17 protein-coding genes are annotated in these 15761 nt (G+C 51.9%); 11 read left to right on the top strand and 6 right to left on the bottom strand.

All coding sequences use genetic code 11. The features are described 5' to 3' along the window. Positions 1 to 33 precede the first annotated feature (33 nt). Positions 34 to 1578, top strand: coding sequence for a sigma-54-dependent transcriptional regulator (locus tag NHAL_RS15350; protein ID WP_013034064.1), 1545 nt, complete (start codon positions 34 to 36; stop codon positions 1576 to 1578). 57 nt (positions 1579 to 1635) lie between these two features. Here the strand turns inward: NHAL_RS15350 and NHAL_RS15345 are convergent, their stop codons facing one another. Further along, the gene (locus NHAL_RS15345; RefSeq protein ID WP_013034063.1) at positions 1636 to 2496 is read right to left on the bottom strand and encodes an MBL fold metallo-hydrolase; all 861 of its coding nucleotides are present in this window, start codon (positions 2494 to 2496) and stop codon (positions 1636 to 1638) included. 149 nt (positions 2497 to 2645) lie between these two features. Between NHAL_RS15345 and NHAL_RS15340 the strand changes: the two genes are divergently transcribed. Then, positions 2646 to 2885 carry a ferredoxin reductase domain-containing protein gene (locus tag NHAL_RS15340; RefSeq protein WP_013034062.1) on the top strand — a complete coding sequence of 80 codons (240 nt, stop codon included), beginning with the start codon at positions 2646 to 2648 and terminating at the stop codon, positions 2883 to 2885. Between the two features lie 13 nt (positions 2886 to 2898). Here the strand turns inward: NHAL_RS15340 and NHAL_RS15335 are convergent, their stop codons facing one another. After that, entirely contained in the window at positions 2899 to 3687 is a 789-nt protein-coding gene (locus NHAL_RS15335; RefSeq protein WP_013034061.1) for a thiazole synthase, read from the bottom strand. Between the two features lie 45 nt (positions 3688 to 3732). Next, positions 3733 to 3963 carry a sulfur carrier protein ThiS gene (gene thiS / locus NHAL_RS15330; protein WP_013034060.1) on the bottom strand — a complete coding sequence of 77 codons (231 nt, stop codon included), beginning with the start codon at positions 3961 to 3963 and terminating at the stop codon, positions 3733 to 3735. Between the two features lie 85 nt (positions 3964 to 4048). Between thiS and NHAL_RS15325 the strand changes: the two genes are divergently transcribed. From NHAL_RS15325 to NHAL_RS15315, 3 genes are read left to right on the top strand one after another with little or no spacing between them, the layout of a single operon-like run. Then, positions 4049 to 5410, top strand: a complete 1362-nt coding sequence (locus NHAL_RS15325) for an NfeD family protein (protein ID WP_013034059.1) — start codon at positions 4049 to 4051, stop codon at positions 5408 to 5410. Continuing rightward, the gene (locus NHAL_RS15320; RefSeq protein WP_013034058.1) at positions 5403 to 6173 is read left to right on the top strand and encodes a slipin family protein; all 771 of its coding nucleotides are present in this window, start codon (positions 5403 to 5405) and stop codon (positions 6171 to 6173) included. Before NHAL_RS15325 ends, NHAL_RS15320 begins: the two co-directional genes overlap by 8 nt. Positions 6174 to 6190: 17 nt before the next feature. Further along, on the top strand, positions 6191 to 7561 hold the full coding sequence (locus NHAL_RS15315) for a YhjD/YihY/BrkB family envelope integrity protein (protein WP_013034057.1): 1371 nt from the start codon (positions 6191 to 6193) through the stop codon (positions 7559 to 7561). A 25-nt stretch (positions 7562 to 7586) separates the two neighbouring features. Here NHAL_RS15315 and yhbY read toward each other — a convergent pair whose 3' ends face one another. Continuing rightward, complete coding sequence (yhbY, locus tag NHAL_RS15310) at positions 7587 to 7877, bottom strand: ribosome assembly RNA-binding protein YhbY (protein WP_013034056.1); 291 nt, start codon at positions 7875 to 7877, stop codon at positions 7587 to 7589. Positions 7878 to 8110: 233 nt separating this feature from the next. Between yhbY and NHAL_RS15305 the strand changes: the two genes are divergently transcribed. The 6 genes from NHAL_RS15305 to NHAL_RS15280 all read left to right on the top strand — a co-directional run bounded on the left by NHAL_RS15305 (position 8111) and on the right by NHAL_RS15280 (position 14364). Further along, a complete protein-coding gene (locus NHAL_RS15305; protein WP_013034055.1) occupies positions 8111 to 9913 on the top strand; it encodes a multicopper oxidase in 1803 nt (600 codons plus the stop codon). Between the two features lie 357 nt (positions 9914 to 10270). After that, entirely contained in the window at positions 10271 to 10804 is a 534-nt protein-coding gene (locus NHAL_RS15300) for a hypothetical protein (RefSeq protein WP_013034054.1), read from the top strand. Positions 10805 to 10949: 145 nt separating this feature from the next. Next, a complete protein-coding gene (locus NHAL_RS15295; RefSeq protein ID WP_041355055.1) occupies positions 10950 to 12359 on the top strand; it encodes a TrkH family potassium uptake protein in 1410 nt (469 codons plus the stop codon). A 50-nt stretch (positions 12360 to 12409) separates the two neighbouring features. Next, positions 12410 to 13090, top strand: coding sequence for a potassium channel family protein (locus NHAL_RS15290; protein WP_013034052.1), 681 nt, complete (start codon positions 12410 to 12412; stop codon positions 13088 to 13090). 2 nt (positions 13091 to 13092) lie between these two features. After that, complete coding sequence (locus NHAL_RS15285) at positions 13093 to 14040, top strand: DnaJ C-terminal domain-containing protein (RefSeq protein WP_013034051.1); 948 nt, start codon at positions 13093 to 13095, stop codon at positions 14038 to 14040. Between the two features lie 3 nt (positions 14041 to 14043). After that, positions 14044 to 14364, top strand: coding sequence for a chaperone modulator CbpM (locus NHAL_RS15280; RefSeq protein ID WP_013034050.1), 321 nt, complete (start codon positions 14044 to 14046; stop codon positions 14362 to 14364). 168 nt (positions 14365 to 14532) lie between these two features. Here NHAL_RS15280 and NHAL_RS15275 read toward each other — a convergent pair whose 3' ends face one another. Together NHAL_RS15275 and NHAL_RS15270 are read right to left on the bottom strand one after the other, a co-directional pair. After that, positions 14533 to 14970: a YeeE/YedE family protein gene (locus tag NHAL_RS15275; RefSeq protein WP_013034048.1), complete on the bottom strand. Its 438-nt coding sequence runs from the start codon at positions 14968 to 14970 to the stop codon at positions 14533 to 14535. Position 14971: 1 nt separating this feature from the next. Then, positions 14972 to 15397, bottom strand: a complete 426-nt coding sequence (locus NHAL_RS15270) for a YeeE/YedE family protein (protein WP_013034047.1) — start codon at positions 15395 to 15397, stop codon at positions 14972 to 14974. Positions 15398 to 15761 lie beyond the last annotated feature (364 nt).

The raw sequence follows: 15761 nt of genomic DNA, 5'->3' as shown, positions 1-15761 counted from the left end.
CGCTTTGAATCCGGTGAGTTCCCCACTACACCGATGTTCCTCCCATGGGGGGGCATCGGTGTTCCTTTATTGCTCCCTTACTCCCAGCCGGTGACCGTCAAACAGCAACCTTTGACCTCGGAAGAGCGGGAGTTCTTTGCCCTGCTCACCGAGGTCATCTTCTCCAATCCCTTTAGCTTTCAGAAAGACCGGCTGACTTCCCTGGGAAGTCAAACCCAAGGCCACACCCCAGCGCCGGATGATCATCACTACAGCGCTTTGATTCCCCCTTTGGAACAGCGGTTGGCTCGTCTGGAGTCCCGTGGCCTTTCCCGTATTCAGTCTGTCCCCCCTCAGGATCGTCGGCTGCTCCAGTATGCTTTTTTGTTCCAGCTCTATGATCGCTATGTGGCGCAATGGGATCAGTTAATTCAAACCCAAATGGCCAAGGGGACAGCCCCCGCCCCCGTTCCTTTTGCCGAAGAACTCATCGATAAACTCAAAAATCGGGGCTTTTCCATTGAGGAGGCGGGGCGTTATTTGGCCTTGTTTTATCAATTGCGGCGCGCCTATTTTTTTATTGCTCATGCCCTGGTGGGGGATTCTCCTTCCATGACCCGCCTGCGTCATGCCCTATGGAACAATGTTTTTACTACGGATGCCCGTTTCTATGCGGACCACCTTTGGGACCGGATGGAGGATTTTTCCACCTTGTTGCTGGGGGAGACCGGAACTGGCAAGGGGTCAGCGGCGGCGGCTATTGGCCGCTCGGGATTAATCCCCTTCGATCTTAAAAGCCGACGGTTTACCTATAGCTTTACCGAAACCTTCATCGCCATTAATTTATCTCAATTTCCGGAGAGCTTGATTGAATCGGAGCTCTTTGGCCACCGGAAGGGGGCCTTTACCGGCGCCATTGACAATCACAAGGGTCTTTTCCAGCGCTGTAGTCCCCATGGGGCCTTATTCCTGGATGAAATTGGCGATGTTTCGGTACCGGTGCAGATCAAACTGCTCAATGTGCTGCAAGAAAGGCAGTTCACGCCGGTAGGGAGTCATTCCCCCCTACGCTTTGCCGGGCGGGTGATTGCCGCCACCCATCGTTCCCTCCCGGCGCTACGCCAGGAGGGGCAGTTTCGCGATGACTTTTATTACCGCCTTTCCTCGGATGTGATTGAAGTCCCGCCCTTGCGGAGACGGCTTCAGGAATCTCCCGCCGAATTGAAGCAACTGGTGGGATTATTGGCCGAGCGGCTTACGGGCCAAGCCGCCGAGGGTTTAATTGATCGAATTCTGCAAGTCCTGAATAAATGCCTGCCGGCGGATTACGCCTGGCCAGGCAATGTGCGAGAGCTGGAGCAGGCGGTGCGGCGGATTATTCTCAAAGGAGACTATCAGGGAGCCGAAGCGCCGACTCATCATGGATCTTGGTTGTGTCAGGCGGCCCAGGGTAAATTGAGTGCCCCGGAACTGTTGGCTGCCTATTGCCAAATGCTGTATCAACGGCACGGAACCTATGAAGCTGTCGCCACCATCACCGCTCTTGATCGCCGCACGGTGAAAAAATATGTTCAAGCCGGCGCTTCGAGGCAAGACTAATAGCCCTTCTCCGGATGAAGAAGGGTGCACAGCAAAAGTGCTGTGCACCGCTAAAAATTAAAGCTGGTTGAGGGGGATTTTCAGATAACTGATATCATTATCCTCCGGTGGGGGGAGTGCGCCTGCGCGAATATTGACTTGCAGGGACGGCAGGATCAGCACCGGTGGGGCTAGATTGCGGTCTTTCTCAATTCGCTTTCGGACGAATTCTTCTTCACTGACTCCCGCCTTAACCAGGGGGTTGTGGGCCTTTTCTTCAGCAATGGTGGTTTCCCAACGGGGTTCCCGCCCACCGGGCCGGTAATCGTGGCACATAAACAACCGGGTCTCGTCGGGCAATTCGTAGATGCGTTGGATTGAACGGTACATGGCCCTGGCGTCGCCCCCTGGAAAATCCGCTCGCGCGGTGCCGTAGTCCGGCATAAAGAGGGTGTCTCCCACAAATGCCGCATCGCCAATGAGGTAGGTGAGACAAGCAGGGGTGTGTCCAGGAGTATAAAGGACCTGGGCCTCAAGGGCGCCAATTTGAAAACGTTCGCCATCGGAGAAGAGGTGATCAAATTGGGAGCCGTCGGTTTTGAAGTCAGGTCCTAGGTTGAACAGTTGGCTGAATTTTTTTTGGACCTGGGTAATATGTTCGCCAATGCCAATGCGTCCTCCGAGTTGCTGTTGCAGATAATGGGCTGAACTTAAGTGGTCGGCATGGGCATGGGTTTCCAGAATCCATTCCACTTTTAACCCGTTCTCGCGCACGTAGTCAATCAGTTGATCCGCCGATGTGGTGCTGGTGCGGCCCGCCTTAGGGCTGTAGTCCAGAACCGGATCGATAAGGGCACATGCCGGGTCGCCTGGGGCCCGCACCACATAGGAAATGGTTGAAGTCCCAGAGTCAAAAAAAGCCTGTATATGGGGTTTCACGGGGGTTGTCTCCTATCTACTTACTTGCCGCCGTTTTCCTGGTCGTTTGCGGCATGGACACTCAATATATCTATTTTATAGAGATTAATCCTGCTTTTTAAAGGTACAGTTCAGGGTGAGCTGGACTATCTTTTGCCGCCTTTAAAGCATTGAGTCCGCGCCCCCACTGGGCCGAGTTACCGGCCCTGGATCTTGCCTTGGAAGAACGGGAGCAGGAGCTTAAAGTGTTGCTGGATAGCCCTAAAACCTATGTGTATGTGGCCGGCCAAGAACGTATTCAGGCGCTGTTAGATAAAGCGCTTAGCCACATCATGGGCGCTAAGGAAAAATGGGAACGCAGAAAGGCAGAACTCATTGCGGGAAGGCGCTGGGTCGAGTTAATTTATTAATTTATTGAAAATTTTAGAAAAAAGTGCCTTCCAGGGGGGAGGAGGCGCTGGCATAGCGTTTCCGTGGAATGCGCCCGGCAAGGTAGGCTTCGCGCCCTGCTTCCACCGCTTTTTTCATCGCCGAGGCCATCAAGATGGGATCTTGAGCTCCGGCAATGGCGGTATTCATGAGTACCCCGTCACAACCTAGCTCCATGGCGACCGCCGCATCGGAAGCGGTGCCCACCCCCGCGTCTACCAGGATAGGCACTGTGGCGTTCTGGATAATTTCGAGGATATTGTAGGGATTCCGAATACCCAGCCCGGAGCCGATGGGCGCTGCTAGGGGCATGACTGCAATACAGCCCATCTCTTCCAAACGCTTAGCGGCAATCGGATCGTCATTGGTATAGACCATAATTTGGAAGCCTTCCTTGATGAGCACTTCAGCGGCCTTATAGGTCTCTACCAGATCGGGAAAAAGGGTTTTTTCGTCTCCCAGGACTTCCAGCTTCATCAAGTCATGGCCGTCTAGTAGCTCCCGGGCTAAGCGGCAGGTGCGCACCGCATCTTCAGCACTGTAACAGCCTGCGGTATTGGGGAGAAGGGTGTAGCGATGGGGGGGAATGACATCGAGCAGATTGGGTTCACTGGGATTTTGCCCAATGTTGCTTCGGCGAACCGCCACAGTGACGATCTCGGCACCGCTGGCTTCAATGGCCGCCTGGGTTTCCTTCAGGTCCCGGTATTTACCGGTCCCTACCAGGAGTCGGGAATGATAGGTTTGGCCTGCGACCGCTAACGGAGTATCAGCTGTGCTCATTTGATCTTCCCTCTTGGGATTTGCTCATGGGGCCTATTATACCGATTAAAGGCGGTTATCGCCGCTGTCTAGAGTTTGACCGCCGCCAATGGCATGGACGATCTCCACTTTATCGCCCGGTTGCAGACGCCAATGGGGATGTTCGCTGCGGGGGACGATTTCCTGGTTGATCTCCACTGCAAGCCGTTTTCCCTGGAGTTCCAATAGGGCAATGAGCTCTGAGACTAGACAGCCTTCCGGTACCTGGTGAGTTTTGCCGTTTAATAAAATTTCCATCGTGGCACGATTACTAGCTAATGTCGTCTATTATTAAAACATAGTCATTAATCAATTTCTTAATGGAGCCGCACCTTTGTTCGCAATGAAACGCTATCTGTGGGTTTTGGGGTTCATTGCCTGTCTTTGTATAGGATTATCGGTGCCAGCGCAGCAAAATCAGGGCTCCAGGGGAACGGTCCTGTTATTGGATATCCAAGGCGTGATCGGGCCTGCCGTCAGTGGTTATGTCCAGCGGGCAATGGAAAGAGGGGGAGATAAGGGAGCGGCGCTTATTATCTTGCGAATGGACACCCCGGGGGGTCTGGATAGGGCCATGCGGGATATCATCCGAGATATCTTGGCTTCCCCTGTACCCGTGGTGGGGTATGTGGCCCCGAGTGGGGCCCGGGCGGCCAGCGCCGGTACCTACATCATGTATGCCAGTCATATCGCTGCTATGGCCCCGGCCACTAATCTGGGGGCGGCAACGCCCGTACAGCTTCCCATGGGTGCCCCGCCGTCTCCAGGGGAAGGGGAAGGAAAAGAGGAAGGTCAGTCATCCCAAGAGGCCATGGCCCGCAAGGCGATCAATGATGCCGTGGCTTATATCAAAGGGCTAGCCGCCCAGCGGGGCCGTAATGCGGAATGGGCAGAGCAGGCGGTGCGGGAGGCTGCCAGCCTGTCGGCCCAAGAGGCCCTAGAGCTAGGAGTTATCGATCTTGTTGCTGCCGATATCCCCACTTTGCTCAAGAATCTTGACGGACGAACCGTGAGTGTGGCGGGTGGTGAAACCACCTTACGCACTACCGGGATGACTATCACCCGGGTTGAGCCCAACTGGCGGGATCGGCTATTGGCGATCATTGCCAATCCTAATGTGGCTTATATCTTGATGTTGGTGGGGGTTTACGGGCTGATCTTCGAGCTAGCCAATCCGGGCTTTATCTTGCCGGGGGTGGTGGGGACCATCTCTCTTTTGCTGGCCCTCTATGCCTTTCAGGTTTTGCCCATCAGCTCTGCGGGGCTGGCACTGATGTTGTTGGGAATCGCTTTTATGGTGGCTGAAGTCTTCGTGCCGAGCTTTGGGGCCTTGGGGGTGGGTGGAGTCATTGCCTTTGTGATTGGTTCAGTCATCCTCCTGGATACCGATGTGCCGGGTTATGAGATTTCCTGGCCTTTGATTATTGCGGCAGCCTTGACCAGCGCAGCTTTTTTATTTGTGGTGCTGTCCTTGGCGATCCGTTCCCAGCAGCGGCCGGTGGTGAGTGGACGGGAACAGATGGTAGGGGCGGTGGGCAAGGTGACAGGGGTATCGGGGGACACAGCGACCGTTCGCCTTCATGGAGAGCTATGGTCGGCCCAGGGGACTGAGCCGATAACGCTGGGTCAGCGAGTACGGGTGACGGGGTTGGAGGGATTAAGGTTGAAAGTAAAGCCGGAACCGGAGGAAGATCATCATGATTGAGGCGCTCTATTATGTGTTGGCAGTGGTTGTTGCTTTTCTTGTTCTCGCTATCCGCATCCTGCGAGAATATGAGCGGGGCGTTATTTTTATGCTGGGGCGGTTTTGGAAGGTGAAAGGTCCTGGGCTGATTATTCTTATCCCCGGTATTCAACAGATGGTGAGGGTGTCGTTGCGAACTGTGGTGTTGGATGTGCCGAGCCAAGATGTCATTTCCAAAGACAATGTGTCGGTGAAGGTCAATGCGGTGATTTACTATCGGGTTGTTGATCCGGAGAATGCTATTATCCAAGTGGAAGATTACGATACGGCTATTAGCCAATTGTCACAGACCACCTTGCGTTCGGTATTAGGCCAACATGATCTGGATGAGATGCTGGCCGAACGGGACAAGCTCAACAACGATATCCAACAGATTCTGGATGAACAAACCGATGCCTGGGGAGTCAAGGTGGCTAATGTGGAGATTAAGCATGTGGATCTCGATGAAAGCATGATCCGTGCCATTGCCCAACAAGCGGAAGCCGAACGTTCCCGGCGGGCCAAGATCATCAATGCGGAAGGGGAGAAACAAGCAGCCGATAAGCTGTTGGAGGCCGCTAAGATTTTGTCGGTGGACCCCAGAGCGATCCAGTTGCGCTATTTACAGACTCTCAAAGACATTTCTAATCAACAAAGTTCAACCGTGGTTTTCCCTTTACCCCTCGATCTGATTACACCGCTATTGGGGGCTGCCGCTCATCGCAAAAATGAAACCAGTGAATAGGGCTCTAGGTATTACCGATGGGAACTCTTTGGCAAGAGACTAAGACGCGTGTAAAGCAAGGGTTAAAGCCTCCGGAAGAGGGGCAGGAACGCCGCTGGCAGGCCTTTTTGCGCCCCAAGCTTAAGCTTACCTATGTAGTGTCGCGGGAATTTTTTGAGGGAGAGCTTACCTTGCGGGCTACCAGCTTGGTTTACACCACGCTGCTTTCCCTGGCCCCCTTGTTGGCAGTCAGTTTTTCCGTGCTTAAGGCTTTTGGCGTCCACAACCAAATGGAACCGGTGTTGCATCATTTTCTGTTGCCCTTGGGACCGCGAGCCGAGGAGATTACCACCAGAATTATCCAATATGTGGAAAATTTGAAGGTGGGCGCCTTGGGATCGATAGGTCTAGGGCTGCTGTTTTATACCGTGGTCTCCCTCATCCAGAAGATTGAGAGCGCCTTTAATCATGTCTGGCGGATTAAGAGGGAGCGTCCTTTTCTGCGGCGTTTTAGTGATTATCTTAGTGTGCTGTTGATTGGTCCGGTGCTGGTATTTTCAGCGGTGGGTGCGACGGCATCGGTCATGCAAACCAGTTTTATTCAAACCCTCTTGGAGTTTGAGGTTTTGGGCAAGGCTTTGGTGGCGATGAGCAAGTTGTTGCCCTATCTACTGGTCATCGGCGGTTTTACCTTTATCTATGCCTTTCTCCCTAACACCAAGGTGAGATTCGGTAATGCTTTGGTGGGGGGGGCTGTGGCTGGGGTGCTGTGGGAGACAATCGGTCTCCTTTTCGCTTTTTTTATTACCACCTCGACCAAATACGACGCCATTTATTCCAGCTTAGCTATCCTGATTCTCTTTATGATTTGGCTCTATATTAGTTGGCTTATCCTTTTGGTGGGGGCGCAGGTGGCCTATTACCGACAAAATCCTCAGATGATGAACCTAACGAAGAAAGAGCCTTTACGCTTGAGTAATCGCCTTAAAGAGCGGGTAGGGCTACTTATCCTGGTTCAGGTGGGGGAGGCATTCCACAGGGGGCACTCCCCGCCTAAGTTAGAGGGTTTGAGTGAGCATTTGGGTCTTCCCAGCTATTTAATAGAGGAACTTTTAGAACCCTTGAAGAAAGCGCATCTGATAACAGAAACCGGTGATGAGCCTCCCAGTTATTTACTGAGAAAAGATCCGGATACCATCCCTGTACGCAAAGCGTTGGATATCCTTCGGCAGGCGGAAGAACAGGATTTTCCCATGGAACAGGCAACCCTGAAAGTACCTGCTGTAGAGGGGGTCATGGAAAAAATTGAGCAGGCTTTGGACCAGGCGTTAGAGGAGGCTACTTTAAAAGATTTAATAAGGGGTCAGGTTAAGTCGAGGACAAATGGGAGAGTAAGTGCCCCAGCCTAGGGTACAGCGTTTCTAGGTGAATAGCTTAAGGTAGAACCAAACGGGCTTTTTCCCCACGCCGGTAAAAGACGCCTATCCTGCCAATGATTTGCACCAACTCTGCTTGAGTCGCCTCCAGGACATGCTCAATCATTGCCGAACGTTCTTCCCGTTCTGCCCCCTGGATTTTAATCTTAATCAGTTCATGGTGCTCTAAGGCGTTGTTTATTTCCTCTAGTACAGCTTCAGTCACCCCGTTTTGGCCTATGATCACAACCGGTTTTAGAGAGTGGGCTAGAGCGCGTAGATGGCGTATTTGATTTTTGGTAAGCGGCATAATTGGGAAAGGGACTAATAATTTATAGCTAAAGCCAGTATCTAAATGAGTGATTATCATGCGCCCAATACGGGCTTGATGCTAGGGCTGAAAATGTTTAAGTTCTCGGGTGAGTGCGTGAGCCGGATCGTAGGCGCTCAAGTATTATAGCCGCTTGGCTCACGTGTTTAAACCGGTAACCATACAGGGTCATAAGGCGAGGTGATTTGGTACCGTACTGAGGGAGTGGCGTTATGAGAATGATTGAATATGTACTTATTTTGGTATTCGTTTTCCCCGGCTTAGCCTTGGGGGATAAGGGAAGTAATCGGACTGTCTTTGAACTCAATGATGGGCCAGGTCGTTGGTTCAGAAATGCTGCCGGTCCGGTAGCAGGTGCGGGTTCGTTGGGTGTGGGGACTCCTGGGGTAGAGGTCCGGTTCAAGGGGGAATCGAATACGGTTCACACTATGACCAGCCTGCTCTATCCTGCTGGTGCTGCCAATATGCCCTTTGACACTGACCCTCAAAAGGGAAGTGCGGAGGTAGAGTTAACGACCCCGGGGTTGTATGTCTTTTTTTGCCAGATTCATCCCTACATGTTGGGAGCCGTAGTGGTGGACGATCCCACAACAGAAGGGCTAGATCTTGGTGAAAACATTACGCTCATCAATGGGATCACGGTACCCACCAGCAGTGATTTGGCTACCCGGCTGCTGCGAGGATTTTTTATCCTGACTGAACCTGCCAATTGGCAGAATTTTGCTTCCACGGAGCCCTGGCATGTCAGCTATCCGAATGTTAACGTACGCATCGCTGGCGGCGCAGTAGTCAATCTACCCCAGGTGTTAAACGCCCGATATGGCAATGATACTGAATTACCTGCCCTCTTAACTCCATCCCGAGAAGGCGTAGGAGAAGTCTGGGTGGATACCCAGTTTGAAACTACGGCGGATAAAGAAAAGCCAGGGACTGCAACGGCCGTGGATGCCACCACTTGGGAGGTCACACGGAAAGTCTCTTTGCCCCATATCGAGATGAACAATCCCCACAATATGTGGACTGATCGGGACCAGAATCTGATTTATGTCACCGAATGGTTTGATAGCAAGCTGACCCTATTCGAGCGAGAAACAGGCCAGTTGATAGACCGAATAACGGTGGGCGAAGCGCCAGCCCATGTGATGACCCGGGTAGATACCGACCAACTACACGTCTCTCTCAATGGTTCCGATGACCAAGAATCGGTGGTTGAGTTGGCCCCTCTCGCCAACGGTGTGGAGCGGGAGATCGATATTGGCAGGCCAGGGCCCCATGCCCACTGGATGGGACATGATGGCATGACCATGGTAACCCCCAACGTTTTCACGGGGGACTCGACGATCTATGATTTTTGGAGGGACGAAGTCCTAGAGATCGTCCCCACCGGCACCTTAGAAGCCCATCCCATTGCTACTGGCATGATGCCTGATTCTAGCAAGTATTATGTGGCGAATTTTCTTGATAGCACCTTCACTTTGATTGAAACTCAAACAGGTGAGGTGTTGAAAACCATTAATCTCTTGCAGAATTACAATCCGCTCACGGGAGAGATCACCGGCCCGGTGGGCGGATTGCCGATCCAGACCCCGGTGAGCCCGGATGGTATCGCCATGGTGACAGCCAATATTTTGACCGACACCATTACCATCGTGGACACCCGAAAGGATGAACTGGTGGCCTCCCTGCCTTGCGATGCCGGCTGCCATGGGGTGCAATTCGGGGCTAAGAAGGGTGGAGGATACTATGCTTATATCAGCAGCCAGGCGGCGAACACGCTTCAGGTAGTGGATATCGATCCGAACGGCGATGAAGATCCTTCCGATGCTAAAGTGGTAGGCAGGATCCTGTTGACCGCCACTCCGGAGACCGCCATGGATGACACTATTACCGCCAATCCAGGGATGGGGGGGCAAGGTCTGCTTCCTATTCCTGTGGTCTATAATGGTTGGGTACAGAATTTGCCTCAGCCCTGGAAAGAGCAACTGACACCAAAGCAGCGCGATCCCCTCCACTAATCCAGCCTAGCAATGGATGATATGCCACGTGGAGTTTTGTCTTCGCGTGGCCCTGTCCTCTAGCAATCATAAGTTATAATTATTTGATTAAGTTAAGTTTTACAAAAAAAAGCTTCGTTTTTTTCATGAGATGATATGGCATGGAACGAGTTATTGCGTTATAGTCGGCCCTTTCTTTGTAAAGGTTAGTATCAACCCTAAGGGATATAAATTTCCTAGCTGATGACGATAGGCAAGGGGAGAACGAAAGGCCGGGAGAGTCGGCGAAAAGCGTGGAATAGTAACAGAAAGGGCTGTTACCGCTTTGGAAAATAAGAAAATGCACCGCTAATGGTGCCTTACAAAGGTGGGCCGAAAATGTTCTCAAAAATAATTGATTTTGTCAAGGCATTATATGTGATATGTCGGTTAGATGCCGGACCGCAGAAATTGCCTTCTTCAACTGCGCTCCTTACTGGGAGCTTGATAGCCTATATTTTGGGCCGGATGTGGGTAGAATCCTTGGATCACTCAATAGCGGCCGCAGGGTTTTTGGGAGTATTCGATGCCCTACTGCTCGTTTTGGTGGCTGGTGTGCCCTTGACGTTGCTCAAATTCGGTAATCGAATCTTGCAAACGTTGACAGCAATGGCTTGTGCGGGGGTTGTGGTGTGCATTGCCCAGTTGTTTCTCTCTTTTCTTTTAGGGGATTTGCCGCTTCCTGAAGAACGTTTTACTCGGGTAGTCACTTTTTTAACGCTCCCGCTTTTGCTATGGAAAGTGCTGATCAATACTGTTCTGCTAAAGTCTGCTTTATCTTGGGGGTTTTTGCCGGCTCTCGGTCTATCTCTAGGGCATCTGTTGATAGTGTTTTTGGTGGGCGGTCCCCTGGCTTCTGGGTTGATGGGATGAAGCGAGTAGCTGAAGGAGCAGGGGGGATTCTATCTAGTCATCGTCATCGTTTGGAAGAGAGGCGACTCTGGACGAAGGAACTTCGACTCTCAGCTATGCCGTTCACGGCCGGGTAGTTGCAAAATACCTGGGTCAGTTAATCGCTATGCTGGCGATTCTGACCCTTGCCCCTCTCGGGGCATCGGTTATTTTTAATGAGTATGAACTAAGCCTTCGTTACCTTGTTGTTATCCTTGTTCTTAGTTTCTTCACCATTCCCCTGTTACGATTGCCTGTACCGACCCAGGTGCAGACCAATGAAGCCTTAACCGTAGTTGCCCTTGCTTTTATTCTAGCTCCCCTGTTCATGAGTTTTCCCCTCATGGGCGAAGGTCTTTCCTTTTTAGATGCCCTCTTTGAGGCCGTGTCTGCGATCACCACGACGGGATTGTCCACCTTAGCCACCGTTGAGGATAAATCCCAGACCTTTCTCTTCGCTCGGGCTTGGATGCAATGGTATGGGGGGCTGGGGATTGTCGTGCTTTCCGTCGCCTTGCTCATGGGACAGCATATGGCCGCCAGGCGGTTAGTTGAACCCATTGGAGGCGCTGAGGGGTTGGTTACCACGGCGAGGGCTCATGCTCGGCGGATGTTGGTGGTCTATGGGGTATTGACTGGTTGGGGATTATGGGTGCTATGGGCCATTTTAGGGGATTTTTCCAGTGCTCTGAGCTACGGGCTCTCAGCCGTTTCTACGGGAGGTTTTTCACCTTCAGATGAGAGCTTACTGGGACTAGATACCGAGATCGCTCGCTGGGCGGTGATCTTGTTGGCTTTGGGGGGCGCCATTCCCCTACCACTTTACTACCTTATTTATCACTCGGGTTGGCGTCAAGCCCTGACCAATAGGGATTTACGTGCCTTTGATATGGAATTGCGGGCCTTATCACTGATGGGGTTGGTGGGGGGAGGAATTCTGGCATGGCGCCTCGATGCCTGGGGCGCGGCGTCTTGGGCGGAGAGTTTTTCCCAAGGCTTGCTGCTTGGTTTTTCCGCCCTGACTACAGCCGGTTTTAGTAACCTTGAGGTGGCGGCTCTGGATCCTGCCTCGAAATTATGGTTGATGGGGATGATGAGTGTGGGAGGGGGAATCGGTTCTACCGCCGGGGGTATCAAGATATTGCGGCTGTTAATTTTTTTGCGATTGGTTCAGCTGCTTATTGAGCGTACGGCCCTTCCCCCCCAGGCTGTCCACAAACCTAGACTGGCGGGGAAAGTTTTGCAGGAAGAGGAAATCCAGCAGATTCTGTTACTGATTGTGCTGTTTGGGTTGGTGGTGATGCTTTCATGGTTAGTATTTGTGCTTTTGGGGGAGCCTCCCTTAGATGCGCTGTTCGAGGTGATATCGGCAACGGGGACGGTTGGTCTTTCCACTGGAATTACTGGCCCTGAACTGCATCCTCTCTTAAAACTTTTGCTTTGTATCGATATGCTGCTTGGCCGGTTGGAGATTATTGCCTTGTTGGTTCTCTGCTATCCTCGTACTTGGATAGGGCGGCGGGCTCAATTCCGGTGAGGTAGTCGGCTGCTTTGCTTCTATTATTATTAAGAAGGTTAGCTTGAACAATGCGAGCGGTTTTTATTGGGGCAAGTTCTTTGGCAGTGATGACGGCCCGCTTACTTTTGAAGCGAGGGCATGAGGTGATTTTCGTTGAGCGCAGAAAAGAGCGAATCGATGTCTTGGCCGAAGAGCTTGACTGTGGGTTTTTACATGGCGATGGCAGCAAACCTGCTATCTTACGCCAAGCCGATCCAGCGGATACGCATATTTTATATTGTCTGACGGGTAATGATCAGGCCAATATCCTCGCTAGTCTTGTGGGGCGGTCATTGGGATTTTCCCGGGTCGTAACCAAGATAGAAGATCCGGAATTGGAGCATCTCTGCATTGAGTTGGGGCTGGACGATACCATTATTCCGGCTCGGACCATTGGGCGCTATTTGGCCGATATGTTTGAAGGTCGAGATCCTTTAGAGCTCACCACAATGATTCGGGATGTGGCTCGGGTATTTTCATTCGTGGTCCGGGAACAGGATAAAGGAACTATTGAAAAGCTTAATTTACCTGAGAACAGTCGGGTGATTTGTATTTATCGGAACCAGGAATTTCTTATTCCAGAAGCAGAAACCTTACTGGAAGCCAAAGATGAAGTGGTGATCATCACCCATCGGCAGAATTTGGCCAAGCTAGAGGAGCGCTGGACGCCGCAGCGGCAACAATCCACTTCTCAAGTTTTCCAAAAATAGCCATGGAATATAAGGATTATTACAAAATCATGGGCTTGCCTCGGACCGCGTCCCCGGAGGAAATTAAGGGGGCCTATCGGCGCTTGGCCCGTAAGTACCACCCGGATGTGAGCAAGGAGCCTCAGGCGGAGGAGCATTTTAAGGAAATTAATGAAGCCTATGAGGTACTCAAAGACCCGGAAAAACGGGCCGCTTACGATCAGTTGGGTTCAGGGTGGAGAACGGGAGAGGAATTTCGCCCGCCACCGGAGTGGGAACAGCGTTATTGGTCTGGCCCGGGTGGTTTCGGTGCAGCGGATTTTGCTGATTTAGGGGAATTTTTTGAATCACTTTTTGGTGGTGCGCCCTTTCGCCGGACGACTCGGACCACAACTGGATTTCGAAGGCCTGGTGAATCCCAACACGCCCGGTTAGAGGTCAGCTTAGAGGATAGCTATCAGGGGGCGACGCGCACGATTACATTACAAGTCCCTGAAATCAACCGCCAAGGGCAGGTGGTGAACCGTACTCGCAGTCTGCGGGTTAAGATTCCTAAAGGGGTAACCCAGGGCCAGCAGATCCGGTTATCGGGGCAGGGCTCTCCGGGAATGGGTGGGGGACGCCCAGGGGATCTCTACTTGGAGGTGGTGTTTCAACCTCATCCCTTCTACCGCCCTGAGGGCAAGGATATTTATGTGGATTTACCCGTCGCTCCCTGGGAGGCCGCCTTGGGTGCGGATCTTTCCGTGCCGACTTTAGGCGGTGAGGTAAAAATGAAAATTCCTCCAGGTTCTCAAAGCGGTCACCGTTTACGGCTCAAGGGCCGGGGCTTGCCGGGAAACCCGCCCGGTGATCAATATGTGGTGCTACAAGTGGTTTTGCCCCAGGCGGAGAGTGAAGCGGCACGGGAAGCTTATCGCCACCTTGCTAACGTCATGCCCTTTAACCCTCGTCGGAAGCTGGGAATGTAACCTATGAAAAATTCAGTTGTGACGGGCGTGGTGATTGATGAGGATCACTTCACCCTAACGGAATTGACGGAGATCTGCGGAATTACTCCCGAAACTGTCTTCGAGATGGTAGAGCTGGGTTTGCTTAATCCTCAAGGTAGCCGGCCAGAGCAGTGGCTTTTCCCTGGTGTCGCTGCCCGTCGTGTACGCCAAGTACTGCGTCTTTCTGAGGATTTAGAGGTCAATATGGCAGGGGCGATATTGGCTGTCGAGTTGTTAGAAGAGAGGGAACGGCTACAGGCCCAAGTCCGTGAGTTAGAGTACCGTCTTTCATTGCTCTGTTGATGAGCGAAGCGCTATAGGATATGAAAATGTCAAAACATATTGGGAGAATAAATATTGAGTTGTCTCCTCTTCTCTCCCATCTTAAGTATCTTCTATCCTATCATGAAGGATTCGGTAATCCCCAACGGCTGAAAATTCTCAATATATTCTTACCATGATGAAATTCCTTTAGGTTCTTTGCTCGAATATCAACTTGTGTGCAAAAGCTCCTGCAACCATTGCAGCAACGAAGCCGACGACCGGCAACAGCCCCGTGGCGAGCGCAGTAATAGCCGGCCCGGGACAGAGGCCAGCGAGCCCCCAGCCCACTCCGAAAAGTGTTGCGCCGGTTACTAGACGTACATCTATATCCTGCTTCGTCGGCAGATAGAAACGTTTCGCAAATAAGGGATGCGGCCGCTTGAGAATGAGCCGGAACGCCGGAATTGTCACAAGCAGGGCGCCTCCCATCACGAAGGCCAAAGTCGGGTCCCAGGTGCCGGCGATATCTAAAAAATTGAGAACTTTAGCCGGGTTCACCATTTGCGAAACGATTAGCCCCAGAGCAAACAGAATGCCTGACACTAGCGATAGAATAAGTTGCACCATGTTATTTCTTTGAGTCATGTTAGCCTCCAAGGAGATGACGCATTACAAAGGTTGTCATTCCAGCCGCTGTCATAAAGGTGAGGGTTGCTATCATTGAGCGGGGTGCCAGCCTTCCAATTCCGCAGACACCGTGACCGCTGGTGCAGCCACTGCCGAGTCTCGTACCAAAGCCAACCAGAAATCCCGCGAACAACATGATTGGCCAGCTGACCTGCAAATCGACAGGGAAGGGACTTCCCGTCAGCAGAGGCCAGGTTACTCCGCCCAGGATGAGTCCCCCCATAAACATGATGCGCCACCCCAAGTCTCCCTTAGCCGGAGTCAACAAGCCGCTGTAAATTCCGCTAATGCCCGCAATACGGCCCATGCCTAGAAGCATCAAGACGCTGGACAATCCAATCATCAGACCTCCAATGAGGCCACTGACAGGTGTAAATTCAGTCATCGTTTCCCCTTTATAAGCACTAAATCTTTATAATAAACATATTCTAGTATACAGGCGGGGGTATATCAAATTAATAAGATCCACCTTTGGTTTTCTATACTCAGGAAAACGTGCCCAAGACTAACGCTAGATTATCTGGAGCTTGTCCTGATGTTCAAGTATCTCGGTAAAAATTTTGGGAGGAATGTGACGTTTTCTTGCTGTTAGCGTGCGCTTTGGGCACAAAGAGGAAGGATGAGAGGCCAGGAAAGTCAACCCCTCAAAACTTATTAACGCACTGGTAGCGTCTAAAATGGGGCCGGTCCAATGGAAAGAGTACCATTTGTTCTGAGTAACCGCGAATACAATACGGGCGTATGACAGG

Origin of the sequence: Nitrosococcus halophilus Nc 4 (assembly GCF_000024725.1) — a bacterium.
GTDB classification, from domain to species: Bacteria; Pseudomonadota; Gammaproteobacteria; order Nitrosococcales; family Nitrosococcaceae; genus Nitrosococcus; species Nitrosococcus halophilus.
This window is presented reverse-complemented; position numbering and strand designations above follow the sequence as displayed.